Source organism: Streptomyces longhuiensis (genome assembly GCF_020616555.1).
Taxonomy (GTDB): Bacteria; Actinomycetota; Actinomycetes; order Streptomycetales; family Streptomycetaceae; genus Streptomyces; species Streptomyces longhuiensis.
The window spans coordinates 2937761-2961795 of record NZ_CP085173.1 but is presented as its reverse complement, the minus strand read 5'-3'; the positions used below and the strand labels follow the sequence as shown (position 1 = coordinate 2961795).

Here is a 24035-nt window from a genome sequence, read left to right as displayed (position 1 = left end):
TCACCCGCTGCATCCGCTTACCCGCTGCATCCGCTACATCCACTCACTCGTCCGCAGCCACCCCATCATGTTGTCCATCGCCTGCTCGGAGACGCCCGGCGCGCAGCTCGGCGGCGGCGCCGAACGGGTCGCGCGGCCGGGCCCGTACAGGTCGCGCCAGACCGAGCGGGCGCAGGCGAGCACGGCGGGCGCGAGGCGTTCCAGGTCGCGCTGGGCCGTCAGGCCCTTGCCGGACAGGGAGATCGCGGCGACGGCCCGGCCCGCGCCGCGCAGCGGGGCCGCGACGCAGACGACGTCGCGGTGGCTCTCCTCGTGGTCGAAGGCGACACCCCGGTCGCGGGCCGCGGCGAGCGCGGAGCGCAGCGCGGTCGGATGCGTGAGGGTGCGCGGCGTGCGGGGGCGCAGCCCGTGCGCGAGGACGCCCTCGACGGTGGCCGGGTCGCTGAACGCGAGAACCGCCTTGCCGGCTGCCGTGCAGTACGCGGGCATGCGGCCGCCGACCCGCGAGGGCACCGACGTGTCGTGCAGGCCGCCGATCCGCTCCAGGCAGACCACTTCGGCGCCGTCGAGGACGTACAGGTGCACCAGGTGCCCGGTCGACTCGTGCAGCGCGTGCAGCCGGGGGAGCGCCGTCCGGCGCAGCCGGTTGTGGTGGGCGGCGAGCGCGCCCAGTTCGAGCATCCCCATGCCCATCCGGTAGTCCCGGCCCTCCCGGTCGAGCCAGCCGAGCCGTACCAGTTGGTCGAGGATGCGGTGGGCGGAGGACCGGGGGATCCCGGAGCGCCGGATCACCTCGGTGAGGGAGAGACGCGGCTGTGCGCCGTCGAAGGCGCCGAGCACCTTCGCGGCCTTCTCCAGGAGCGAGGGCGCGGCGCCCCCGACGATCCCGGTCTGCTCGGGCATGGCTGAACCCCCAGGACAACAGGGCGCATCCGCGACATTGCGGGCGCGTTGACGACCTCGCGCCGACCTTGCCATGCGCCCTCGGCCCAGGGGAAGAGCCGGGAGCTATGTATTTCGGTTCGGCATACCTTTGCCGTCGCGCCGCTCGCTTCGGCGCGCCGGTCGTCAACACCTCCCTCGCTTCGACGCACCTGGCGTCGTCACCCCACGCGCTTCGGCGCGCCGGTCGTCAACGCCTCGCTCGCTTCGGCGCGCCTGGCGTAGTCACCTCACGCGCTTCGGCCCGCCTGCTGCCGTCGCGCCGCCCCGCTGCCCCACGCCCGACGTCGTCACGCGGCCCCCGCCACGAGGGACCGCAGCAGCCCCACATCCGCCCGCCTGAGATCGGCGACGACCGTGCGGCCCGGGGCCGGGGCGATCGGCCGCACCGACGGGACCGCGAGGACCGCGCACCCCGCCGCCTCCGCCGAGGCCACTCCCGTCGGGGTGTCCTCCACCGCGACGCACCGCGCGGGCTCCACGCCGAGGGCCGCCGCCGCCGCGAGATACGGGTCCGGCGCCGGCTTGGTGCGCGGCGTGTCCTCGGCCCCGTACACCGCGTCGAAGACATGCCCGTCCAGGGACTCGGCGATCCGGCGCACCACCGCGCGCGGCGACGCCGACACCAGGGCCGTCGGGACCCCGGCCGCGCGCAGCGCGGCCAGCAGCCCGAGGGCGCCCGGCCGCGGCGGCGCGCCCTCGGCGATCCGGGCGGTGAAGCCCCTGCCCAGTTCCTCCGCGAGGTCCTCGCGGGGCGCGCCCAGGGACTCGTACAGCAGGTCCGCCGTGTCCTCGACCGAGCGTCCGAGCGCCGCGGCGCGGCCCTCCTCGTCCAAGGGACGTCCGTGCCGCTCGGACACGGCCTCGACGACCTCGAGCCACATGTCCTCGGTGTCGACGAGTGTGCCGTCCATGTCGAAGAGCACCGCCTGGAGGGCGGAGGGTTCGACGGGCAGCGCGCGGGTGGGCGCGCCGGCGTGGGCGCGAGGGGTGTTCACAGTGCTCCAGAAGCCGAAGGGACAGGCCGACCCTCTCATTACGGTCGCCCCGCATGACAGGCCGGTGAACGGGGTGCGCCATCCACGCAGCCCACGGGCGACGGCCGGGGAACCCGCCGTGGTTCCCGCTCAGCGGGAACCACCCGTTCTCGGCCCGCGGGAGGCGGGCGTACGGTCCAGCCACTCGAACCCGCATCCAGGAGAGGGCCCCCGCATGAGCGAATCCCCGGCCACCGCAGCCGCCGTACTCGAAGCGGTCCGCGCCCTCGCGCCGGCGCTGCGCGAACGCGCCGCCGAGGCGGAGGCGCTGCGCAAGGTGCCCGACACGTCGATCAAGGACCTGGAGCAGACCGGCTTCTTCCGGCTCCTCCAGCCCCGGGCCCACGGCGGATTCGCCGCCGACCCGGCCGTCTTCTACGCCGCCGTCCGCGAGATCGCCCGCGCCTGTGGCTCCACCGGCTGGGTCGCGTCCGTCGTCGGCGTCCATCCCTGGCACGTCGCGCTCTACGACCCGCGCGCCCAGGAAGAGGTGTGGGGCACCGACCCGTCGACCCGGATCTGCTCCTCGTACGCCCCGACCGGCAAGGTCACGCCCGTCGACGGCGGCTTCCGCATCAGCGGCTCCTGGAGCTTCTCCTCCGGCTGCGACCACGCGGACTGGGCGCTGCTCGGCGGCCTCGTCCTGGACGCGGACGGCCGGCCCGTCGACATGCGGACGTTCCTCGTGCCGCGCGCCGAGTACCGCATCGACGACGTGTGGGACACCGTCGGTCTGCGCGGCACCGGCTCCAACAACGTCGTGTGCGACGACGTGTTCGTGCCCGAGCACCGCGCCCTCAGCTTCGGCCCCGTCACGGCCCTGAACGTGCCGGGCCACGCGGTCAACCCGGAGCCGCTCTACCGCCTCCCGTACGCCGCCGTCTTCACCACCACCATCTCCACCCCCGTCGTCGGCATCGCCGAGGGCGCCCTCGACGCGTACATCGAGGCCACCCGCAAGCGCTTCCGCGTCTCCTACGGCCAGCAGGTCGCCGAGGACCCGTTCGCGCAGGTCCGCATCGCCCGGGCCGCCTCCGACATCGACGCCGCGGGCCTTCAACTCCAGCGCAACATAGCCGAGTTGTACGCCTGCGCCGAGCGCGGCGAGGAACTCCCGATGCCGCTGCGCGCCCGCGCCCGCCGCGACCAGGTCCTCGCCACCGAGCGCGCCGTCGCCGCCGTCGACCTGCTCATGGAGAACGCGGGCGGCGGCGCCATGCGCACGGGCCCCAATCCGGTGCAGCGCGCCTGGCGCGACGTCCACACCGGCCGCGGCCACGCCGCCAACGACCCCGAGCGCGCCCTCCTCCTCTCCGGCCAGAGCGCCCTCGGCCTCGACATCCAGGACACGATGCTGTGAGCACCTCTACCGATACGGTGAACTCCCTCACCCACGAGGGGACGTCGCGGACCGGCAAAGCCGCGGGCCTCACCCTCCACTACCACGAGGCGGGCCCCGGAGCCCCGGACGCCCCCGTCGTGATCATGCTGCACGGCGGTGGCCCCGGCGCCTCCGGCTGGTCCAACTTCGGCCGCAACCTGCCCGTGTTCGCCGGGCACTTCCGTACCCTCCTGATCGATCAGCCCTGCTACGGCGCCTCCGACAAGCCCGAGCTCACCAAGGACTTCTTCTCCTACGCCGCCGACGCGGTGGCCGCCCTCATGGATGAACTGGCCATCCCCCAGGCGCACTTCGTCGGCAACTCCCTCGGTGGCGGCACCGCGACCCGGATGGCCCTCGACCACCCGGACAAGGTCGGCAAGCTCCTCCTGATGGGCCCGGGCGGCATCTCCGTCAACCTGTTCGCGCCCGACCCGACCGAAGGCATCAAGAAGCTCTTCGCGTTCAACGGCTCGGGCGAGCCGACCCGCGCCATGATGCGGGACTTCCTCACCACCCTCGCGTACGACGCCTCGATCGTCACCGACGCGTTCGTCGAGGAGCGCTACGCGCAGGCCACCGACCCCGAGGCCAAGCTCGGCAACGACCGCATGGCGGCGTCCTTCGCCAAGTGGCCCGCCGACACGATGCTGTGGCGCGAGGCCCACCGCATCACCGCCCCCACGCTCCTCACCTGGGGCCGCGAGGACCGCGTCAACCCGCTCGACGGCGCCCTGGTCGCCCTCAAGACCATCCCGGACGCGCGCCTGCACGTCTTCCCGCACTGTGGCCACTGGGCGCAGACCGAGCGGTTCGACGAGTTCAACCGCCTCGCCATCGACTTCTTCCGCCACTAGTCACCAGCTACCAGCCACTGGTCGCCAGCCACTGGTCACCAGCCACCGAAAGGCCCGCAGCCATGGACATCCGCTCTCTGGGCTTCCTCCGCATCGAGACCGCGAAGCTCGCCGAGTGGCGCACCTACGTCATCGACATCCTCGGGATGACGGAGGGCGCCGACTCGACGGACACCGTCCTGCACGCCCGGATCGACGACCGCATCCGCCGCCTGTCCTTCGTGGCGGGCGAACACGACCGCCTTCTGTCCGCCGGCTTCGAGGTCGCGAACGCGCGAGCGCTCGCCGAGGCCGCCGCCGAACTCGAAGCGGCCGGAGTCGCCGTCAAGCACGCCGACGACGCCACGCTCGCCGACCGCCGCGTACAGGGCCTCGTCCACTGTCAGGACCCGGCCGGCAACCCCCTGGAGATCTACTGGGGCCAGGCCCAGGACCACACGCCGCTCGCCGCGCCCTACGGCAACCGCTTCGTCACCGGCGACCACCTCGGCCTCGGCCACGTCGTCATGCCGGCCCCCGACATGGAAGCCACCCTCGACTTCTACGAGAACCTCCTCGGCTTCCAGCTCCGCGACCGCATGAAGCTGCCGCCCGTCGCCGTGCCCACGGGGAAGCCGGGCCAGGACTTCTACTGGATGAACTTCCTCAGCCCCAACTCCCGCCACCACAGCCTCGGCCTGTACCCGGGCGAACTCCCGCCCGGCATCGTGCACTTCATGGTCGAGCTGGAGCGCCTCGACGACGTCGGCTTCTGCCTGGACCGCATGAACGCGGCGGGCATCCCGATCGCCTCCACCCTCGGCCGGCACTCCAACGACCACATGGTGTCGTTCTACGCGCAGGCCCCCGGCGGCTTCCAGGTCGAGTACGGCTGGGACGGTCTCATCGTCGACAAAGCGACCTGGGTGACGAAGGAGATCACCTCCGACAGCTTCTGGGGCCACCGGTGGAACGGCTGACCCCGGACGCGTTCCGCGACGTCCTGGGCCACTTCGCCTCCGGCGTCACGGTCGTCGCCGCCCTCGACGAGGACACCGGCGAACCGGTCGGCCTCGCCTGCCAGTCCTTCGCCTCGCTCTCCCTCGAACCGCCGCTCGTACTGCTGTGCGTCGCCAAGTCGTCGACGAGCTGGCCCAAAGTGCGGCGCGCGGGCCGGTTCGGCGTCTCGATCCTGGCCGACGACCAGCGCGCCGTGTGCGCCGCCGTCGGCCGCAGCGGGCCCGACAAGTTCCGCGACGTGCGGTGGGAGCCGGCCGGAGGCGGCGCGGTCCGCGTGGCCGGCGCCCTCGCCACCGTCGACTGCGAGCTGTACGCCGTCCACGAGGCCGGTGACCACTGGATCGTCACCGCCCGCGTCCTCGGCCTGACCGCACGCGACGGCGGCAAACCCCTCCTCTACTTCCGCAGCGCCTACGCCACCGGGGAGTTCGCATGAGTGACGCCGAGATCGGTTACGACGTGGTGGTCGTCGGCTCCGGCGCCGCCGGGTTCGCCGCCGCGATCACCGCGCGCCTGCGCGGCCTGACCGCCCTGATCGTCGAGAAGACCGACCACTACGGCGGCTCCACCGCCCTGTCCGGCGGCGCGATCTGGGTACCGGGCAACTTCCACCTCGACGCGGCCGGCCTCGGTGACACGTACGAGAAGGCCCGCGCCTACCTCGACGCGACCGTCGGCGACCGCGTGCCGGGCGACCGCAAGGACGCCTATCTGCGGCACGGGCCGCGCATGGTGCGCGAGTTCCACGATCGCACCGCCGTCCGCTTCATGTACACACCCGGCTACTCCGACTACTTCCCGGAGGCGCTCGGCGGCATGGCGCAGGGCCGTTCGGCCGAGCCGTGCGTCGTCGACCTCAAGGAACTCGGCCCGCTCGCCCGGGACCTGCGCCGGGCGGGGCTGCCCACGTACGGGCTGACCATGACGTCGTACGACTTCCGCTTCCTCAACATGGTCGCCCGCACCTGGGCCGGCAAGCGCAGGTCGCTGCGGGTGGGGGCGCGGGCCGTGGGCGCGGCGCTGCGCGGACGCAAGCTGCTCTCGCTCGGCGAGGCGCTCATCGCCAGGATGCGGCTCTCCCTGGAGCGGCTCGGCGGCGACCTGTGGCTGTCCACACCGCTGACCGGCCTCGTCGTGGAGGGCGACCGCGTCACCGGCGTCCGCGTCCTGCGCGACGGGACCGAACACGTCGTGCGGGCCCGCGGCGGCGTCGTCCTTGCCTCCGGCGGTTTCTCCCACGACCAGGCCCTGCGCGAGAAGCACCTGCCGCAGCCCACGAACACCGCATGGACCCACTCCTCCGAGGGGCAGGTCGGCGACGCCCTGCGCCTGGGCGAGGAACTCGGCGCCGCCACCGACCTCCTCGACAAGGTGTGGGGCGCCCCCTCCCTGTGCCCGCCGGGCGAGAAGCCGTTCTTCCTCGTCGCCGACCGGGGCATCCCCGGCATGGTGATCGTGAACGCGGCGGGGGAGCGGTACGCCAACGAGGCCGCGCCGTACCACGAGTTCGTGGACCGCATGTACGCCGCCGACCGCCCCGACGCGACGACCGTCCCGTCCTGGCTGATCCTCGACGCCCGCTCCAAGGCCCGCTACATCTTCGCGGGCCTCTTCCCCGGCCAGGCCTTCCCGAAGCGGTGGCGCGAGAGCGGCTTCCTGAAGGAGGCCGCCACCGTGGAGGAGCTGGCCCGGATCATCGAGACGCCCCAACTGCCATCTGCGATAAGGAGGTTCAACGGCTTCGCCGCCACCGGGAAGGACGAGGACTTCGCACGCGGCGACAGCGTCTACGACCGCTACTACGGCGACCCGACCCTCCAGAACCCCAACCTCGCCCCCCTCGACAAGGGCCCCTTCTACGCCGTCCCCGTCCACCCCGGCGACATCGGCACCAAGGGCGGCCTCGTCACGGATGCGGACGCCCGCGTCCTGCGCGAGGACGGCACACCCGTCGCCGGGCTCTACGCCTCCGGGAACTGCTCGGCGGCCGTCATGGGGGAGACGTACCCGGGGCCCGGCGCCACGATCGGGCCCGCCATGGCGTTCAGCTGGGCCGCCGTCAACGACATCGCGGGAGCGTCCACTCCAGACGGGTCCTGACCCGCGCGTCGGGGACATGGCGGATCGCGTCCCGCGCCGTGTCGTGCGCGTACCCGCCGGGCGCCTGGCAGGCGAGGATCCGCGCGAGCGCCTCGACGGCCCGCGGATCGTGGCGCAGCGCCAGACCGCGGGCCGCCTCCGCCGCGGCGTCCGGGACCGGGTCCTCGAGGAGCGCGGCCAGCGCGTCGCGCACCTCCGCCGTGTCCGCGGGGGCCGCGGCGAGCGCCGCCGCGGCCCAGTTGCGCACATCTCCGTCCGCGTCGCGGGTCAGCGCGACCAGCGCCGCGACGCCCTCGCCGTGACCGGCCGGCACCAGACCCGTCAGGGCGAGCGCCACCGCGCGGCGCACCCGCGGCTCCGGATGCCGCACGTGCAGCAGGATCTCGGGCAGCGCCGCCGGATCCCCGAGATGACCGAGCGCGACGACGGCCGAGCGCAGACCGGCGGTGTCGCGGGCCGTGCGGGCCAGGGCACACAGCACCGGAAGCGACCTGGCCCTGCACCGGCCCCGCGGCCCCAACTGCCCGAGCACATCCGCCCCGAAGGCCCGCCGCGGTGCCTCATCGCTCGCACACCACGCGGCCGCCGCGAGGAACGTCTCCTCGTCGCCACGCGCCCGGAGCACGGCCACCGCCTCCGTCCAGTCGTCGTCGTCCGGGTCACCGCGACGCAGCGCACGCTCCGCCAGCTCGGCGGCCGGTGTGACGACACCCAGGTCCGCCTCCAGGAGCGTGGCGATCGCCGCGTGCCCCGTCTGCATGTCGTTGCCCGACCGCGGCCGCCCCTCCTCGTCGAGCAGCTCCACGACCACGGTCACCCCGCCGTCCTCCACGAACCGCTGCGTCACCGCCTCGCTCCCGGGCCGCTCAAGTCCCGTACGCAGCACCGCCGCCACATCCACACCGCACCAGGCCAGCGCCTCCGCAAGCGCCTCGGTCCGCCCCCGCGCGCCGTGTTCGACGAGCGCACGCACACACCCCGTGGACCCGCGCCGGGCCGCAGCGACCAGCGGAAGACCGCCGCCGGGACCCGGCAGCTGCGGATCCGCACCGCCGTCGAGCAGCGCCCGCACCACCCGCTCGTGCCCGCGCTGCAGCGCCCACGCCATCGCCGTGAACCCGAACTCCTCGCGCAGATCGACCCGCGCGCCCGCCGCGAGCAGCGCCCGCACGACCTCCGTGTGCCCGCCGCACGCCGCCCCGCACAGCGGCAGATCCGTGCCACTGCTCAGCCGGTCCGGGTCCGCCCCGGCCGACAACAGCAGCCGTACGATGCCCGGCTCGTCGCTCACCGACGCCAGATAGAGCGCCGTACGGCCCTCGTCGTCCGGCTCGTCCGCCGCGGCGCCCGCGCGCAGCGCCCGCACCACCGCGTCCTCGTCACCGCCGTACACCGCGTCGAACAGGCCACTCGCGCCTGTCTTCTGCTCTTCGTCCATAGGTCGACCATCGCCCCTCACTCGGGCTGAACGCAAAGCGTTTTGGGGCTATGTGTTGCAATCCATCACGGTGTGGCACAGCGCGCACCGCGCCCGCACCCGGCCCCGCACCGGCACCCTGATCCGCTGATGGCACGTCGGACACGGAAACGTCACCCGCAGCGCGGACCCCTCCGTCGAGAACGCGTACGCACCACCCGGCGCCACCCCGCCCGCCCCGCTCTCCCGCGCCTCGCGCCGGTCCTTCGCGTACCGCCGCCGCCCCGCCCACCCGGCCGCCGTCAGCGGCGGCCGCTGCTCGTCGGCCCGCGCCCGCGCCAGCCCCTTCGTGTACGCGGTGTACGCCTGCGCACTGGTGAACCACGTCTCCGGCGCCTCGCCGAACGCGAGCGACCGCTTGGCCAGCACGTAGCCGAACTCCTCCGGCGTGAGATAGCCGAGCTTCTGCGACGACGCCGCGTCCTCCCGGTACGCGTCGAGCAGCAGCCAGCCCGCCCCCAGATAGGTGGTGGCCGTGTCCGTGAGGATCTCGTTGTCCCGAGTCCCCGGGAACGCGAGACCCAGCCGGTGCAGATAGACGTGCATGACCTCGTGGGCGAGCGCGGCCCCGATGTCCCGCCGGTGCGTACGGAACCGGTCGTTCAGCTCGATGAAGTACTCCGGACCCGCCGCCAGCTCGACACTCGCCGCATGCGTCATCTCGCGGAAACTGACGATCATCCGCGCATCCGGCAGCCGGTAGTGCCGCACCAGCTCACGCGCCACCCGCTGCGCCCCCAGATACAGGTCGTCCTGATCGCAGAACGCCACGTCGACCGGGGCGACACTCGTCTCGAAGGTGTGCACGGTGTCGTACGAGAGCCTCTTGTACAGCGCGGTCACCGCCGCCCGCACCGTCTCCAGATGCGGAAAGCCGTGCTCCACCGGTCCGCCGTTCGCCACGCCCGCACCCCCTGGGGCCGCCGGGCACCACCGCCCGGACACCGGAACTCCACTGTACGGCGGGATCCGACAGGCCCACCGGGCGCGATTAGTCCAAGACCTCTCCCCCTTTTGTCCATGGGCCCACAGGCCCCGCCCGCAGCATCGTGATCACCGCGCCCCACCATGAGCGCAGCGAGGACCGTGCCCGCCGGCTCCCACGGAGAGCGGCCCGCACCCCGTCGCGCGTAAAGAGGGGCCGGTTCCGTGATCCGGAACCGGCCCCGTACGTCTGCCCGGCGGCGCCTACGACAACGTCACACGCGGCTCGCCCGCCGCCTCCGTCTCCAGCACCCACACCTCGTTACGGCCCTCGCGCAGCACGGGACCCGGAACGTACAGCGAGTGCTGCGGCCCCACCGACCAGTAACGGCCCAGGTTGAAGCCGTTCACCCACACGAACCCCCGGGTCCAGCCCGGCAGTTCGAGCTCCGCGTCCCCCGCGCCGCTCACCTCGAACGTGCCGCGGTACAGACCCGCGGCCCCCGCGGAACCGTCCACCGGCGCAAGGCCCCGCACCGCGTCCGCGTCGTCGAACGCGTCCAGGCGCAGCGCCCGCGCCCGCACCCCGTGCAGATACTGCCGCTCGTGCAGCACTCCGCCCGTGACGCCCTTCGACTCACCCGTACGCGGCCCGTAGTTGACCCGGCCCAGCGACTCCACCCACAGCTCGACACGGGCGGGCCCCGCGACAGGCTCCGCGAGGACCGGCTCGTCCTCCGTGAGCACCCCCGCCCGCACCCCGTCCACGTACACCACGGCACGGTCCCGCAGCCCCGCCGCCCGCAGCGGATACGCCCTGCGCGGCCCCGGCACGTCCACGCTGTAGCGGACCAGACCCCGGTCCACATCGAGCTCCTCGAAGCTCGGCGGCACCGCGTACTCGGCCTCCGCCGAACCGAGCCCGTCCAGGACCGCGTCCAGCGGCACGTACGACGTCAGCTCCGCCGTCACCGCGCCGGCCAGCGCCGCCGGCTGCTCGGGAACGTCCGGCAGCGGCCCGTCCGCGTACTCGGCGAACACCTCGCGGAAACGCCAGAACTTCTCCGTCGGCCGCCCGTGCTCGTCGACCGGCGCGTCGTAGTCGTACGACGTCACATCGGGCTGGAGGAGCCCCTCGTGCAACTGCCCCGCACGGTTCGCCCCCGCCCAGCCCCCGAAACTCGTCCCGCCGTGCGCCATGTACAGATTGACCGACGCCCCGCACTCCAGGATCTCCCGCAAAGCCGCCGCCGCGCCCTCGGCGTCCCGCACGACATGGTCCGCGCCCCAGTGGTCGAACCAGCCGCACCAGAACTCCATGCACATCAGCGGCCCCTTGGGCCGGTGCCGGCGCAGCGTCTCGAAACCGCCCCGCGCGTTCGACCCGAAGTTCGCCGTCGCGAGGACACCGGGCACCGAACCGCCCGTCAGCATGTGGTCGTCCGGACCGTCCGACGTGAACAGCGCCGCCGTCACCCCGAGCCCGCGCAGACCGTCCGCGAGACGGGCCAGATACACCTGGTCCGAGCCGTACGAGCCGTACTCGTTCTCCACCTGCACCATGATCACCGGGCCGCCCCGGTCGTACTGCCGCTCCACGACCTGGGGGAGCAGTGCCGCGAACCAGCGGTCCACCGCCGCCAGGAACTCCCCGTCCCTGGTCCGCACCCGCGAGCCCAGCGGACCCGTCAGCCAGTGCGGCAGCCCGCCGTTCTCCCACTCGGCACAGATGTAGGGCCCCGGACGCACGATCGCCCACAGTCCCGCCTCGCGCACCGCGTCCAGGAACCGGCCCAGAGCCCCCACGTCACGCAGCTCGCCGGGGCGCGGCTCGTGCAGATTCCACGGCACGTACGTCTCCACACAGTTCAGGCCCATCGCCCGCAGCATCGCGAGACGGTGCCCCCACTGCTCCTCGTGCACCCGGAAGTAGTGCAGCGCCCCCGACAGGAGCCGCACCGGCCGCCCGTCGACCTCGAAGTCGTCCTCGCCCACTCTGAACCCGGCCATCATGTCCCTCTCGTTCACCGAGAGCCCTTCCCCGCGCTGCGGACGGGCGCAATGCGAAGACAGGCTCTTACTGCCCGCCACGATCACCTCTGGCGGGCAGCAGGGTCCATGGACAAAGATCAGCCCTGTTTGGACGCAACGCGCGCACCACCGGCACCACACCCGCCCAGGAAGGAACACAAGCGGATGTACCACACCTGGATGCGGTATTTCACTCCCAGTCCGGCCCACCACCGCCTCGGCCTCGTCTGCCTCGGCGTCGGCCTCCAGTACGGCGCCCTGCCCACCGTCGGCCCTCGCACCCTCGACCACCACGTCGCCGTCGTCATCACCGCCGGACGCGGCTGGTACCAGGCCCCCGACGGCCGCCGCACCACCCTCACCGCACCCGCCCTCATCTGGGTCACCCCCGGCGTCCCCCACCACTACGGGCCCGACCCCGACACCGGCTGGGACGAATGCTTCGTCGACTTCACCGGCCCCGCCGCCACCACCTACACCGAACTCGGCTACATAGAACCCGAGCGCCCCGTCGTCCCCCTCTCCGACGCCGCCCACGCCCGCACCGCCGTCGGCCGCATCGCCCGCGCCGCCCGCCGCGGCAACCCCCTCCTCGAGGTCGAGACCGCCGCCGCCGTCCACGAACTCCTCGTCGCCCTGCGCCGCGCCCGCGCCGACATGGCCCCCGACGGCGACCCCGTCCTCCAGTCCCTCGCCCGCGACGCCTTCCAGCCCCTGACCGTCGCCGAACACGCCGCCCGCCACGGCATGACCCCCGCCGAACTGCGCACCGCCGTCCGCCGCGGCGCGGGATGCAGCCCCAAGGACTACCTCCTCGGTATCCGCCTCGGCCGCGCCAAGGAACTCCTCGCCGCCACCGAACTCCCCGTCGCCGCCGTCGCCCGCCGCGTCGGCTACGACGACCCCGCCTACTTCTCCCGCCTGTTCACCCGCCGCGTCGGCACCGCACCCGTCCGCTTCCGCGAACAACAGGGCCGCACCGTCCCCGGCGGCTGGTCGAACACCGTCCCCGACCCCGACGACCCCCCGATGCTGCGCTCCCCGGGCGCCACGATCGAGCGCCCACGCGCCACGTAGGGTTTCCTCCCATGACCAACAGCAACGCCCGCGACGCCGTGGACCCCGCCGTCCGCGCCGAACTCGCCCGCCTGCGCGACAGCATCGACAACATCGACGCAGCCGTCGTCCACATGCTCGCCGAACGCTTCAAATGCACCCAGCAGGTCGGCCACCTCAAGGCCGAACACGCCCTGCCCCCGGCCGACCCCGCCCGCGAGGCCAGCCAGATCACCCGCCTGCGCCAGCTCGCCGAGAGCGCGAAACTCGACCCCGCCTTCGCCGAGAAGCTCCTCAACTTCATCATTTCCGAAGTGATCCGCCACCACGAGCAGATCGCCGACGAGGCCGGCGTCACGAGGACAGCCACCACCTGACACGAGGCCCACGGCCCCACCACCCGGCGCGGCGGGCGGCCCCTGTCCCGCCCCGCGCCCATCAGGCAGCATGTCCCCATGTCCGTACTGACGCGCGACGAAGCGCAGACCCGAGCCCGGCTCATCGACGTCCAGCGGTACAGGATCGACCTCGATCTCACCCGCGGAGCCGACACCTTCGACTCCACCACCGTCATCGGCTTCACCACCCGCACGGCCGGAGACACCTTCGTCGAGGTCAGGCCCGCCGCCCTGCGATCCGTCACCCTCGACGGACACGCCCTGGACCCCGCCGCACTCGACGACAACCGGCTCCCCCTCACCGGCCTCACCCCCGGCCCCCACGAACTGCGCGTCGAAGCCGCCATGGCCTACTCGCACACCGGCGAAGGCATGCACCGCTTCACCGACCCCACCGACGGCGAGACGTACACCTACACGCAGCTGTTCATGGAAGACGTCCAGCGCGTCTTCGCCGCCTTCGACCAGCCCGACCTCAAGGCCGTCTTCGACCTCACCGTCACCGCCCCCGACGGCTGGACCGTCCTCGCCAACGGCGTCACCGAACACCTCGGCGACGGAACATGGCGGGCGGCCACCACCCCCCTCCTGTCCACCTACCTCGTCGCCGTCGCCGCGGGCCCCTTCCACTCCGTACGCACCGAACACCGCGGACTGCCCTTCGGCATCCACTGCCGCCGCTCCCTCGCCCCCTACCTCGACGCCGACGCCGAGGAAATCCTCGACATCACCCGCGCCTGCTACGACCGCTACCACGAGAAGTTCGAGGAGCCCTACCCCTTCGACTCCTACGACCAGGCGTTCGTCCCAGAGTTCAACGCCGGCGCCATGGAGAACCCCGGACTCGTCACCTTCCGCGACGAGTTCATCCACCGCTCCGCCGTCACCGACACCGAACGCCAGACCCGCGCCATGGTCATCGCCCACGAAATGGCCCACATGTGGTTCGGCGACCTCGTCACCCTCCAATGGTGGGACGACATCTGGCTCAACGAGTCCTTCGCCGAGTACATGGGCTACCAGACCCTCACCGAAGCAACCCGCTTCACCGGCACCTGGGTCGACTTCGGAGTGGCCCGCAAGGCCTGGGGATACGACGCCGACCAGCGCCCCTCCACCCACCCCGTCGCCCCCGACGCCGACGCCGTCCCCGACACCGCGTCCGCCCTGCTCAACTTCGACGGCATCTCCTACGCCAAGGGCGCCTCAGCACTGCGCCAACTCGTCGCCTGGCTCGGCGAGAAGGACTTCCTCGCCGGCATCAACACCCACTTCAAGCGCCACAAGTTCGCCAACGCCACCCTCGCCGACTTCATCGCCTCCCTCGCCCACCACACCGACCGCGACGTCCACGCCTGGGCCGACACCTGGCTGCGCACCACCGGCGTCGACACCCTCACCGCCACCGTCACCGAACACCCCGGACAGACGGCACTCACCCTCACCCGCGACGGCAGTCGCCCCCACCGCGTCACCGTCGGCATCTACGACCGCGACCTCATCGACGGCGCCACCCTCGTCCGCCGCGAACTGAGCGCCATCGACATCCCGGACATCCCCGCCGACGGCGAACACCGCCTCCCCGGCCCCCGCCCCGCCCTCGTCGTCCCCAACGACCAGGACCTCACCTACGCCAAGATCCGCCTCGACCCCCACTCCGAGGAAGCCGCCCTGCGCGGCCTCTCCCGCGTCCCCGACCCCCTCACCCGCGCCGTCCTGTGGAACTGCCTGCGCGACATGGTCCGCGACGGCGAACTCGAACCCCTCACCTACCTCGAGGCCGCCCGCGCCCACCTCCCCGGCGAAAGCGAACTCGCCAACGTCCAGGGCGTCCTCGCCTTCGCCCGCACGCAGATCGCCGACCACTACACCACCCCCACCGAACGCCCCGACGCACTCGCCCTCCTCACCGACCTGTGCACCGACCTCATCCGCCGCACCGAGGACGGCAGCAACCCGGGCCTGCGCCTCACCGCCGTGCGCACCCTCATCGACAGCGCCGCACACGCCGACACCATCCGCGACTGGTACGACAGCGGCAGCGTCCCCGGCGGCCCCGAACTCGACCCCGAACTGCGCTGGCGCATCCTCGGCCGCCTCTGCGTACTCGGCGCCGTCGACGACGCCGTCATCGAGGCCGAACTCACCCAGGACCCCAGCGCCACCGGCCGGCAGGGTGCCGCCCACTGCCGCGCCGCCCTGCCCGACCCCGAGGCCAAGCGCGCCGCCTGGGACGCCATGTTCACCACCGACGAGCTCTCCAACTACCTCTTCACCGCCACCGCCCAGGGCTTCTGGCAGCCGGAACAGAGCGACCTCCTGCGCCCCTACGTCGCCCGCTACTTCCCCGACGCCGTGGCCGTCGCCCACCGCCGAGGCCCCGCCATCGCCGACGCCGCGGGACGCCACGCCTTCCCCGCCCACGCCATCGACGCCCACACCCTCGCCCTCGGCGAGAGCTGCATCGAGGACGACAACCCCATCCCCGCCCTGCGCCGCCGACTCGCCGACCAACTCGACGACCTCGCCCGCGCCTTGAAGATCAGGACAGCCACCGCCGCCAAGTAGGGCCGGACAGGTACGGGGCCGGGGTCCAAGGGCCGGACAGGTACGGGGCCGGGCTCCAAGGGCCGGACAGGTACGGGGCCGGCCTCCAGGGACCGGTCAGGTACGGGGCCGGGCCCAAGGGCCGGTCAGGTACGGGGTCCGGCCGCACCGGACCCCGTACCACCAACCACCCCGCCCCCGCCCAATCCCCGTACGGCAGTACCACTTTCGGGTTCCGATCGTTGTGATCACCGGGCACGTCACCGCCACCGCAGACAGGCTGGAGGCCCCACCCGCGCACCCGAAGGACACCGCCATGAGCAACCCGCCCCTCGCCGGAGGCCCCCAAGGCCCCCAAGCCCTGCGGCCGTTGCTCGACATCGTCCTCGACGCACTCCACGACGGAGCCATCGCCCGGGGCGGCCCCCTCCCCGCCGGCGGCCCCGGCACCGTCACCACCCGCCTGCGCGAACTCGCCGGCGACCCCCTGCCCCACCACGGCACCGGCGCCGACACCGCGCTGCGCGCCCTCGTACAGGCCCTCGCCGAAGGCGCAGCCGACCCCGCCGACCCCCTGTGCGCGGCCCACCTGCACTGCCCACCCCTCGCCCTCGCGACCGCCGCCGACCTCGCCGCGTCCGCCCTCAACCCCTCCATGGACTCCTGGGACCAGGCCCCCGCCGCGTCCGCCCTCGAAACCCTCGTCACCGACGCACTCGCCCACGAGGTCTACGGCGCCGCAGGCCACCCCGGTCAGCCTGGCAACGCCGGTCAGTCAGGCAGGCCCGGTCAGTCAGGCAGGCCCGATCACCCGCAGGCCCTGGTCACCACCGGCGGCACCGAAGCCAACCAGCTCGCCCTCCTCCTCGCCCGCGAGAGCCACGCCTCGGAGGGCCCCCTCCAGCTCATCACCGGCGCCAACGCCCACCACTCCCTGCCGCGCGCCGCCTGGCTCCTCGGCCTCCCCGACCCCGTCGCCGTGCCCGCCCCCACCGGCACCCTCGACCCCGCGGCGCTCGACGAAGCCCTCACCGACCTGCCCGGCCCCAAACTCGTCGCCGCCACCGCAGGCACCACCGACGCGGGCCTCATCGACCCCCTCCCGGAGATCGCCGACGTCTGCGAACACCACGGCGCCCGCCTCCACATCGACGCCGCCTACGGCGCCGGGCTCCTCTTCAGCCCCGCCCGCCGCACCCAGCTCACCGGCCTCGACCGCGCCGCCACCGTCACCCTCGACCTCCACAAACTCGGCTGGCAACCCGTCGCCGCCGGCCTCCTCGCCGTACGCGACCCCGCGGACCTCACCCCCCTCACCCACCACGCCGACTACCTCAACGCCGACGACGACACCGAAGCCGGCCTTCCCGACCTCCTCGGCCGCTCCCTGCGCACCACCCGACGCCCCGACATCCTCAAGATCGCCGTCACCCTCAAAGCCCTCGGCCGCACCGGACTCGGCTCCCTCGTCGACCAAGTCTGCGACCGGGCACAGGAGTTCGCCGCCACCCTGCACGCCCACCCCGGCTTCGACCTCTACGACACCCCCACCCTGAGCACCGTCCTCTTCCGCCCCCACGGCGCACCCGACGAACACATCGCCCACATCCGCCGCACCCTCCTCACCCAGGGCCGCGCCGTACTCGGCCGCGCCCGCATGGACGGCCGGCTCTGGCTCAAAGCCACCCTGCTCAACCCGCACACCCAGCCGGGCGACCTGGCCCAGCTGCTGAAACTGGTGGAAGGAAACACAGCCCGATGACCACCGCGTCCACCCCCAGGGCCCCGCACCCCGAAGCACCCCGCGACCTCGTCGGTATCGGCATCGGCCCCTTCAACCTCTCCCTCGCCGCCCTCGCCCACCCCCTCACCGAACTCGACACCGCCTTCTACGAACAACGCCCCGGCTTCCACTGGCACCCCGGCGTCCTCATCGACGGCGCCACCCTCCAAGTCCCCTTCCTCGCCGACCTCGTCACCCTCGCCGACCCCGCGAGCCCCTGGTCCTTCCTCAACTACCTCAAGACCCGCGACCGCCTCTTCCCCTTCTACTTCGCCGAGCGCTTCCACATCCAGCGCGCCGAATACGACGCCTACTGCCGCTGGGTCAGCGAAAACCTCCCCGGACTCCACTTCGGCCACCAGGTCGACGCCGTCCGCTGGAACCCCGAACGCCGCCTCTTCGAAGTCGACTTCACCCAACTCGACACCGAAGGCGAAGCCGAAGCACTCGGCCGCACCTACACCAGGAACGTCGTACTCGGCGTCGGCACCGCCCCCTACATCCCCGAACCGCTGCGCCCCCTCGCCGAAGCCCCCACCGTCCCCGTCATCCACTCCGCCGACTACCTCACCCACCGCACCGAACTCCTCGCCGCCGACCACATCACCGTCATCGGCTCAGGCCAGTCCGGCGCCGAGATCTTCCTCGACCTCCTCAAGAGCCGCCCCCACGGCCGCGAAAAACTCCACTGGCTCGCCCGCAGCGAAGCCTTCGCCCCCATGGAGTACTCCAAGCTCGGCCTCGAACACTTCACCCCCGACTACACCCGCTACTTCCACCACCTCCCCGAAGACGTACGCGACGGACTCGTCCCCGCCCAATGGCAGCTCCACAAAGGCATCGACGCCGAAACCATCGCCGCCATCCACGACGAGCTCTACCAGCGCACCCTCCACGGCGGCTGGCCCGACGCCACCCTCACCCCCGGCGTCTCCGTCCGCACCGCCGGCCGCGTCGCCACCACCAAGGTCGAACTCCACCTCGAACACCGCCGGCAGAACACCCGCTCCCGCCTCACCACCGACGCCGTCGTCCTCGCCACCGGCTACCGCGAACGCCCCCTCGACCAGATCCTCACCGGCCTGGACCCCCACCTCCGCCGCGACAACGCCGAACGCCCCCGCATCGACGAACAGTTCCGCCTCGTCCTCGACCCCACAGTCACCGGGACCGGCAGCAACGTCTACGTACAGAACGCCGAACGCCACACCCACGGAGTCGGCGCCCCCGACCTCGGCCTCGCCGCCTGGCGCAGCGCCACCATCCTCAACACCCTCACGGGCAAGGACCCCTACCCCCTCCCACAGCGCACCGCCTTCACCACCTTCGGCCTCACCCCCAACGAAAACCGCGCCCCCCGGACCCAGTCCGGAGAACGCGGCAACACCCATCTGATCGAGCTCAAGAACTAGAACACGGGCGTTCCGTCCCGCGTCAGACGCCAGTCCACCGAAGCGAACTCCGCCGGGTCCAGGGTGCCCTTCGCGGTCACCCACTCGGCGATCCGCGTACGGATCTCCGTCGACTCCGACCACAGCTCCTGCGCCGACGCCACATGCGGGAACGCCCCGCCACCGTTCGCCCGGTAGTTGTTCACCGCGAACACGAACTTCTGCGTGTCGTCCAGCGCCGCACCCTGATACGTCAGGTTCTTGATCCGCGAACCCGCCGCCTGCGCGACGTCGATGTCGTACGAAAGCCCCGACACATAGTCGTAGTTGTAGTCCGGACGGTTGTTCGCGTTCGTCAGCTTGTCCACGTCCACGACCGCGCCCGCCGCCGTCTGCACGAAGTACTCCGCCGAGAACTCCAGGTACGCCCGCACCTGCGCACCCGTCATCAACTTCGCGACCAGCGTGTTGTCGTACACGTACAGACCCGACAGATCCCGGATCGTCACCTCGCCCGCCGGAATCGACGACGTACGCGAGAACGGCGAAGCCTGCGAAAGCACCGGCAGCGACGCGTACTCCGTCGACGCCAGCGCCTTCTTCACCACATCCGCCTGCACCGCGTTGATCAGGTCGATGATCGGCGCGTCCTTGTACCGCGCGTCGACCGTCGTCAGCTCCACCGTCGCCCGGCCCACGACCTGATTCACGTACTTCACCACCGCGGCATGCTCGTCCCGCAGCAGCTTCGTGATCTTCGGATCGTCCGCCACCGTCCTGGAGTCACGCAGCGACGCCTTGACGGACTCGACCGACCAACGCCCCTTCTCCCACACCAGATCGAAGTCGAACAGCGTCAGCCGCTCCGCGAAACACAGCGGCTCCGACAGCACGACCGCCTTGCCCGTCTTCTCGTTCGTCACCAACTGCTGCGGGATCTCCACATGCGCATGCCCCACGAGAATCGCGTCGATCCCCGGCACGAGCCGCGCCACATTCGCCGCCGCGTTCTCCACATACGGAACCTGATCCCCGTACGACGACGTACCCGAAGCCCCCGAATGCGCCGACACGATCACCACGTCCGCACCCATCGACCGCAGCTTCGGCACCCACTTCGCGGCCTGCTCCTCGAGGCCGGGGAACTTCAACTTGCCCTGCACATAGGCCTTGTCCCAGATCGCGATCCCCGGATTCGTCAGCCCGAGCACCGCCACCTTCACGTCCTTGCCGTGCGGCGTGCGCAGCCGCTTCATGAAATACGGCGGGAACGCCGGCCTCTCCGTCTTCGCATCCACCGCGTTCGCGCCCAGCAGCGGGAAGTCGCACTGCGACTCGAACTTGCGCAGCGTCTCGATCCCGTAGTTGAACTCGTGGTTCCCCAGCGCCACCGCGTCATAGCCGATCGAATTCATCGCCTGAGCCATCGGATGCACCGGACCACCCTTCGCGGTGATCGGATCCACCTTCGCGAAGTAGTACGTCAGCGGCGTCCCCTGGATCGTGTCCCCCGCGTCGATGAGCAGCGTGTTCCGCCGCCCCCGCTCCGCACGGATCTCCTCCACCAGCGTCGAGATCCGCGACAGACCCATCGCGTTACCCGCCGGATCCGAGTACTCCGCGTCCTTGAAGTAGTCCCAGTTGAAGACATGACCATGCAGGTCCGTCGTCCCCATGACGGTGAACGAGTACCGCTTGCGACTCTTCGGCCGGCCCCCGTGCGCCTGCGCGGCCGGCGCCGACACCGCCCCGGTCAACGCCACGGCCGCACCCGTAGCAGCGGACTTGCCCAGAAACTTCCGGCGATTCAACGGCATCTCAGATCCCCTCCGGCACCACTCATCGACAGTTGCAACGCGCGTAGATTCTGGCCCCTCAACTCAACACGCAACAGACCCACGAGGTTTCAATCCGATGACTGTCCGATGCGCTGCTGCCAGAGTGACTGCATGACCCCCGACGAAACGCCCCCCGACGGACAACCCACCCCCTACGGCACCCCCCAAGCCCCCCGCATCGCCGTCCGCGGCGAAGCCCGCATCGAAACCGACCCCGACCTCGCCCGCATCGGCATCACCCTCAGCGCCCGCGGCACCGACCGCCGCGAAGCCCTCACCGACCTCACCCGCCGCAACACCACCACCCTCGACCTCATCAAAAGCTACGGAGAAGCCATCGAAAAACTCGAGACCGGCGCCTTCTCCATCACCCCCGAACTCACCCGCCACGGCCGCACCGAACGCATCCGCGCCTACCACGGCCGTGTCCTCATCACCGCCGAACTCACCGACTTCACCGCACTCGGCGAACTCACCACCCGCCTCGCCGACCAGGACCTCACCCGCATCGACGGCCCCTGGTGGTCCCTGCGCCCCGACTCACCCGTCCACCGCACCGCCCGCCAACAAGCAGTCCACGAAGCGGTCCAACGCGCCCGCGAATACGCCGAAGCCCTCGGCACCCGCCTCGCCGCCCTCATCGAACTCGCCGACACCGGAGCCGAGGACCCCGACCGCTACGGACCCGTCCCCGGCGCACCCCACATGCGCATGGCCGCCTACTCCGGCGCCCCCGACGACACCCCTGCACCCCTCGACCTCGAACCCCAGCGCCAAACCGTCTACGCCAACGTCAACGCCCGATTCACCATGCACCCGCCCGAGCTCTGAAAGCCCCGCCCTCCGAACAAGCGCACCGAAATACATGCTCATCGGAGCACCCCCATGCACAATTCAACACTTGTCAATAACCCTTCACTCAAAGGTGGTTGGGTAGTCACGCACAACCAATTCCCTACCCACCGGTAAGCCCTAGGCTCGAACCATGCGCCGAGCAAAGATCGTCTGCACCCTGGGCCCCGCCACCGACTCGTACGAGCAGATCAAGGCACTCGTCGAAGCCGGAATGGACGTAGCCCGCTTCAACCTCAGCCACGGCACCTACGCCGAACACGAGGAGCGCTACCACCACGTCCGAAAGGCCTCCGACGAAACCGGCCGCAGCGTCGGAATCCTCGCAGACCTTCAAGGCCCGAAGATCAGACTCGGACGCTTCCGTGAAGGCCCCGTACTCCTTGAACGCGGCGACGAATTCACCATCACCGTCGAACCCGACATCCAAGGCGACCGCCAGACCTGCGGAACCACCTACAACGGCCTCGCCACCGACGTCACCACCGGCGAACGCATCCTCGTCGACGACGGCAAAGTCACCCTCGAAGTCACCGGTGTCGACGGCCCCCGCGTCCACACCACCGTCATCGAAGGCGGCATGGTCTCCGACCACAAAGGCCTCAACCTCCCCGGCGTAGCCGTCTCCGTCCCTGCACTCAGCGACAAGGACCAGGAAGACCTCCGCTGGGCCCTGCGCACCGGCGCCGACGTCATCGCCCTCTCCTTCGTCCGCAGCGGGCGCGACATCGAAGACGTCCACCGCATCATGGAAGAGGAAGACCGCCGCCTCCCCGTCATCGCCAAGGTCGAAAAACCCCAGGCCGTCGACAACATCGACGACATCGTCGCCGCCTTCGACGGAATCATGGTCGCCCGCGGAGACCTCGGCGTCGAAATGCCCCTCGAACAAGTCCCCATCGTCCAAAAGCGCGCCATCAAACTCGCCAAGCGCAACGCCAAGCCGGTCATCGTCGCGACCCAGATGCTCGACTCGATGATCGACAACTCGCGCCCCACCCGCGCCGAGGCGAGCGACGTCGCCAACGCCGTCATCGACGGCACCGACGCCGTCATGCTCTCCGGCGAGACCAGCGTCGGCAAATACCCCGTCGAAACGGTCCGCACCATGGGCCGCATCATCGAAGCGGCCGAGGAAGACATCCTCGCCAAGGGGCTCCCGCCCCTCACCGAACGCAACAAGCCCCGCACCCAAGGCGGAGCCGTCGCCCGCGCCGCGGCCGAAATGGGCGACTTCCTCGGCGCGAAATTCCTGGTGGCCTTCACCCAGTCCGGCGACACGGTCCGCCGCCTTTCCCGCTACCGCTCACCCATCCCGCTCCTCGCCTTCACCCCGACGCCGTCCACCCGCTCCCAGCTCAACCTCACCTGGGGCGTGGAGACCTTCCTCGGCCCCCACGTCGACTCCACCGACGCGATGGTCGACCAGGTCGACGAACTCCTCCTCCAGTACGGCCGGTGCCGGAAGGGCGACATCGTCGTCATCACGGCCGGCTCCCCTCCCGGAGTCTCCGGCTCCACCAACCTGGTCCGCGTCCACCACATCGGCGAGGACGACAGCCCGAAGTAGAGGTCAGGGCCAGGTCAGTATTTGGGGCCTATGTGGGTGTCCATGAGGGCGACCGAGGCTTTGCGGGCGATGGAGATGTTGCGATGGTTCGCCTGTTGCCACTCAACGCCCACGCTGTCCAGGGTGTCGGTGAAGAGCGTGATGATGTCGTCCGACAGGTTGGTGAAGAAGTACCGGGGATATTCGTAGCGCTTGAGCTCGCCGGCGATGACCTTCTCGGTCCAGTTGATGATCCGGCAGCCGTCGGAGTGGATGAGTCCTCGGACGAACTCCCACGGATGAGTGTCGACGATCTCCTGCTGCCAGGGTTCCAGCACGATCTTCCGGTCGTGCTTCTTGCCGGGACCGTGCTGAGGGAAGAGGCAGGGCCAGTGTTTGCTGGTGGCGGTGACTGCGACGCAGCCCTGCTTCTTGACGCGACACACACTGTTGTCCGGGCGGACCGATCGCATGGCCGCTTCGCAGGCGTCGACAAGACCGGGCCAGGCATTGTCCATGACGATGCGCAGGCAGTGGACGCCCCGTCGCTGTTCGTTGATGCAGCCATCGCCCAAATAGAGGCCCAACAGGTAGGAGTACGCCGCTTGGTCCGCCGGCAGCCCTGGGGCGTCGCCGCATCTGGGGCAGGGAAGACCTGAGCGCTTGCGCGGTTCGACGTTGACCTGCCAGGAGCGGATTGCGGCCCGGGAGACCCCGGTCTCCTTGCTCACCGAGTTCAGGCTGCGCCCCTGGGAGACCAGGGACAGAACTCGTTTACGCGTGCCCATGTCGTACATGTGGCCACTCTGTGCGACTGATCGCTACGGCACGCAGCAAAAAGCGGAGGTTCACGGGAAGGTGAACATTCGCTTC

General features: G+C 71.2%; 19 protein-coding genes. 12 read left to right on the top strand and 7 right to left on the bottom strand.

Features of this window, described 5'->3' with window-relative positions; translation table 11 throughout:
- Nucleotides 1-33: 33 nt before the first annotated feature.
- Nucleotides 34-903, bottom strand: coding sequence for an IclR family transcriptional regulator (locus tag LGI35_RS13855; protein ID WP_227294159.1), 870 nt, complete (start codon nt 901-903; stop codon nt 34-36).
- Nucleotides 904-1232: 329 nt separating this feature from the next.
- Nucleotides 1233-1940 (bottom strand): HAD family hydrolase, encoded by a 708-nt coding sequence (locus LGI35_RS13850; RefSeq protein WP_227294158.1) that lies wholly within the window; start codon nt 1938-1940, stop codon nt 1233-1235.
- Nucleotides 1941-2154: 214 nt separating this feature from the next.
- On the opposite strand from LGI35_RS13850, the gene hsaA reads away from it, so the two are divergent.
- The 5 genes from hsaA to LGI35_RS13825 all read left to right on the top strand — a co-directional run bounded on the left by hsaA (nt 2155) and on the right by LGI35_RS13825 (nt 7316).
- Entirely contained in the window at nt 2155-3339 is a 1185-nt protein-coding gene (gene hsaA, locus LGI35_RS13845) for a 3-hydroxy-9,10-secoandrosta-1,3,5(10)-triene-9,17-dione monooxygenase oxygenase subunit (RefSeq protein WP_227294157.1), read from the top strand.
- On the top strand, nt 3336-4217 hold the full coding sequence (gene hsaD / locus LGI35_RS13840; protein ID WP_227294156.1) for a 4,5:9,10-diseco-3-hydroxy-5,9,17-trioxoandrosta-1(10),2-diene-4-oate hydrolase: 882 nt from the start codon (nt 3336-3338) through the stop codon (nt 4215-4217). Before hsaA ends, hsaD begins: the two co-directional genes overlap by 4 nt.
- A 62-nt stretch (nt 4218-4279) precedes the next feature.
- A complete protein-coding gene (locus LGI35_RS13835) occupies nt 4280-5176 on the top strand; it encodes a VOC family protein (RefSeq protein ID WP_227294155.1) in 897 nt (298 codons plus the stop codon).
- Entirely contained in the window at nt 5164-5652 is a 489-nt protein-coding gene (locus tag LGI35_RS13830) for a flavin reductase family protein (RefSeq protein WP_227294154.1), read from the top strand. Before LGI35_RS13835 ends, LGI35_RS13830 begins: the two co-directional genes overlap by 13 nt.
- The gene (locus LGI35_RS13825) at nt 5649-7316 is read left to right on the top strand and encodes an FAD-dependent oxidoreductase (protein ID WP_227294153.1); all 1668 of its coding nucleotides are present in this window, start codon (nt 5649-5651) and stop codon (nt 7314-7316) included. The genes LGI35_RS13830 and LGI35_RS13825 overlap by 4 nt, the downstream gene beginning before the upstream one ends.
- On the opposite strand, the gene LGI35_RS13820 is transcribed toward LGI35_RS13825, so the two are convergent.
- The 3 genes from LGI35_RS13820 to LGI35_RS13810 form a co-directional block, all read right to left on the bottom strand.
- Complete coding sequence (locus LGI35_RS13820) at nt 7276-8754, bottom strand: ankyrin repeat domain-containing protein (RefSeq protein WP_227294152.1); 1479 nt, start codon at nt 8752-8754, stop codon at nt 7276-7278. The genes LGI35_RS13825 and LGI35_RS13820 overlap by 41 nt on opposite strands.
- 48 nt (nt 8755-8802) lie before the next feature.
- The gene (locus tag LGI35_RS13815; protein WP_227294151.1) at nt 8803-9696 is read right to left on the bottom strand and encodes a hypothetical protein; all 894 of its coding nucleotides are present in this window, start codon (nt 9694-9696) and stop codon (nt 8803-8805) included.
- Nucleotides 9697-9981: 285 nt separating this feature from the next.
- Nucleotides 9982-11727, bottom strand: coding sequence for a glycoside hydrolase family 35 protein (locus tag LGI35_RS13810; protein WP_227300297.1), 1746 nt, complete (start codon nt 11725-11727; stop codon nt 9982-9984).
- 186 nt (nt 11728-11913) lie between these two features.
- On the opposite strand from LGI35_RS13810, the gene LGI35_RS13805 reads away from it, so the two are divergent.
- The 5 genes from LGI35_RS13805 (at nt 11914) to LGI35_RS13785 (ending at nt 18944) form a co-directional block, all read left to right on the top strand.
- Nucleotides 11914-12825 carry a helix-turn-helix domain-containing protein gene (locus LGI35_RS13805; protein ID WP_227294150.1) on the top strand — a complete coding sequence of 304 codons (912 nt, stop codon included), beginning with the start codon at nt 11914-11916 and terminating at the stop codon, nt 12823-12825.
- A gap of 11 nt (nt 12826-12836) precedes the next feature.
- Nucleotides 12837-13181: a chorismate mutase gene (locus tag LGI35_RS13800; protein WP_227294149.1), complete on the top strand. Its 345-nt coding sequence runs from the start codon at nt 12837-12839 to the stop codon at nt 13179-13181.
- A 78-nt stretch (nt 13182-13259) separates the two neighbouring features.
- Entirely contained in the window at nt 13260-15770 is a 2511-nt protein-coding gene (gene pepN / locus LGI35_RS13795; RefSeq protein ID WP_227294148.1) for an aminopeptidase N, read from the top strand.
- Nucleotides 15771-16065: 295 nt separating this feature from the next.
- Nucleotides 16066-17511 (top strand): pyridoxal phosphate-dependent decarboxylase family protein, encoded by a 1446-nt coding sequence (locus tag LGI35_RS13790; RefSeq protein ID WP_227294147.1) that lies wholly within the window; start codon nt 16066-16068, stop codon nt 17509-17511.
- On the top strand, nt 17508-18944 hold the full coding sequence (locus tag LGI35_RS13785; protein ID WP_227294146.1) for a lysine N(6)-hydroxylase/L-ornithine N(5)-oxygenase family protein: 1437 nt from the start codon (nt 17508-17510) through the stop codon (nt 18942-18944). The genes LGI35_RS13790 and LGI35_RS13785 overlap by 4 nt, the downstream gene beginning before the upstream one ends.
- On the opposite strand, the gene LGI35_RS13780 is transcribed toward LGI35_RS13785, so the two are convergent.
- Entirely contained in the window at nt 18941-20740 is a 1800-nt protein-coding gene (locus tag LGI35_RS13780) for a 5'-nucleotidase C-terminal domain-containing protein (RefSeq protein WP_227294145.1), read from the bottom strand. The genes LGI35_RS13785 and LGI35_RS13780 overlap by 4 nt on opposite strands.
- Nucleotides 20741-20872: 132 nt before the next feature.
- On the opposite strand from LGI35_RS13780, the gene LGI35_RS13775 reads away from it, so the two are divergent.
- Nucleotides 20873-21592 carry an SIMPL domain-containing protein gene (locus LGI35_RS13775; RefSeq protein WP_227294144.1) on the top strand — a complete coding sequence of 240 codons (720 nt, stop codon included), beginning with the start codon at nt 20873-20875 and terminating at the stop codon, nt 21590-21592.
- A gap of 154 nt (nt 21593-21746) precedes the next feature.
- Nucleotides 21747-23183 carry a pyruvate kinase gene (gene pyk, locus LGI35_RS13770; protein ID WP_227294143.1) on the top strand — a complete coding sequence of 479 codons (1437 nt, stop codon included), beginning with the start codon at nt 21747-21749 and terminating at the stop codon, nt 23181-23183.
- Between the two features lie 14 nt (nt 23184-23197).
- Here the strand turns inward: pyk and LGI35_RS13765 are convergent, their stop codons facing one another.
- Entirely contained in the window at nt 23198-23959 is a 762-nt protein-coding gene (locus LGI35_RS13765) for a helix-turn-helix domain containing protein (RefSeq protein ID WP_227294142.1), read from the bottom strand.
- Nucleotides 23960-24035: the final 76 nt, after the last annotated feature.

Excerpts from the sequence above, each read along its gene's own strand:
- LGI35_RS13855 (WP_227294159.1), bottom strand. The coding sequence starts at position 903 with ATGCCCGAGCAGACCGGGATCGTCGGGGGCGCCGCGCCCTCGCTCCTG.
- hsaA (WP_227294157.1), top strand. The coding sequence starts at position 2,155 with ATGAGCGAATCCCCGGCCACCGCAGCCGCCGTACTCGAAGCGGTCCGC.
- LGI35_RS13835 (WP_227294155.1), top strand. The coding sequence starts at position 4,280 with ATGGACATCCGCTCTCTGGGCTTCCTCCGCATCGAGACCGCGAAGCTC.
- LGI35_RS13825 (WP_227294153.1), top strand. The coding sequence starts at position 5,649 with ATGAGTGACGCCGAGATCGGTTACGACGTGGTGGTCGTCGGCTCCGGC.
- LGI35_RS13820 (WP_227294152.1), bottom strand. The coding sequence starts at position 8,754 with ATGGACGAAGAGCAGAAGACAGGCGCGAGTGGCCTGTTCGACGCGGTG.
- LGI35_RS13810 (WP_227300297.1), bottom strand. The coding sequence starts at position 11,727 with ATGGCCGGGTTCAGAGTGGGCGAGGACGACTTCGAGGTCGACGGGCGG.
- LGI35_RS13805 (WP_227294150.1), top strand. The coding sequence starts at position 11,914 with ATGTACCACACCTGGATGCGGTATTTCACTCCCAGTCCGGCCCACCAC.
- LGI35_RS13800 (WP_227294149.1), top strand. The coding sequence starts at position 12,837 with ATGACCAACAGCAACGCCCGCGACGCCGTGGACCCCGCCGTCCGCGCC.
- pepN (WP_227294148.1), top strand. The coding sequence starts at position 13,260 with ATGTCCGTACTGACGCGCGACGAAGCGCAGACCCGAGCCCGGCTCATC.
- LGI35_RS13790 (WP_227294147.1), top strand. The coding sequence starts at position 16,066 with ATGAGCAACCCGCCCCTCGCCGGAGGCCCCCAAGGCCCCCAAGCCCTG.
- LGI35_RS13785 (WP_227294146.1), top strand. The coding sequence starts at position 17,508 with ATGACCACCGCGTCCACCCCCAGGGCCCCGCACCCCGAAGCACCCCGC.
- LGI35_RS13780 (WP_227294145.1), bottom strand. The coding sequence starts at position 20,740 with ATGCCGTTGAATCGCCGGAAGTTTCTGGGCAAGTCCGCTGCTACGGGT.
- LGI35_RS13775 (WP_227294144.1), top strand. The coding sequence starts at position 20,873 with ATGACCCCCGACGAAACGCCCCCCGACGGACAACCCACCCCCTACGGC.
- pyk (WP_227294143.1), top strand. The coding sequence starts at position 21,747 with ATGCGCCGAGCAAAGATCGTCTGCACCCTGGGCCCCGCCACCGACTCG.
- LGI35_RS13765 (WP_227294142.1), bottom strand. The coding sequence starts at position 23,959 with ATGTACGACATGGGCACGCGTAAACGAGTTCTGTCCCTGGTCTCCCAG.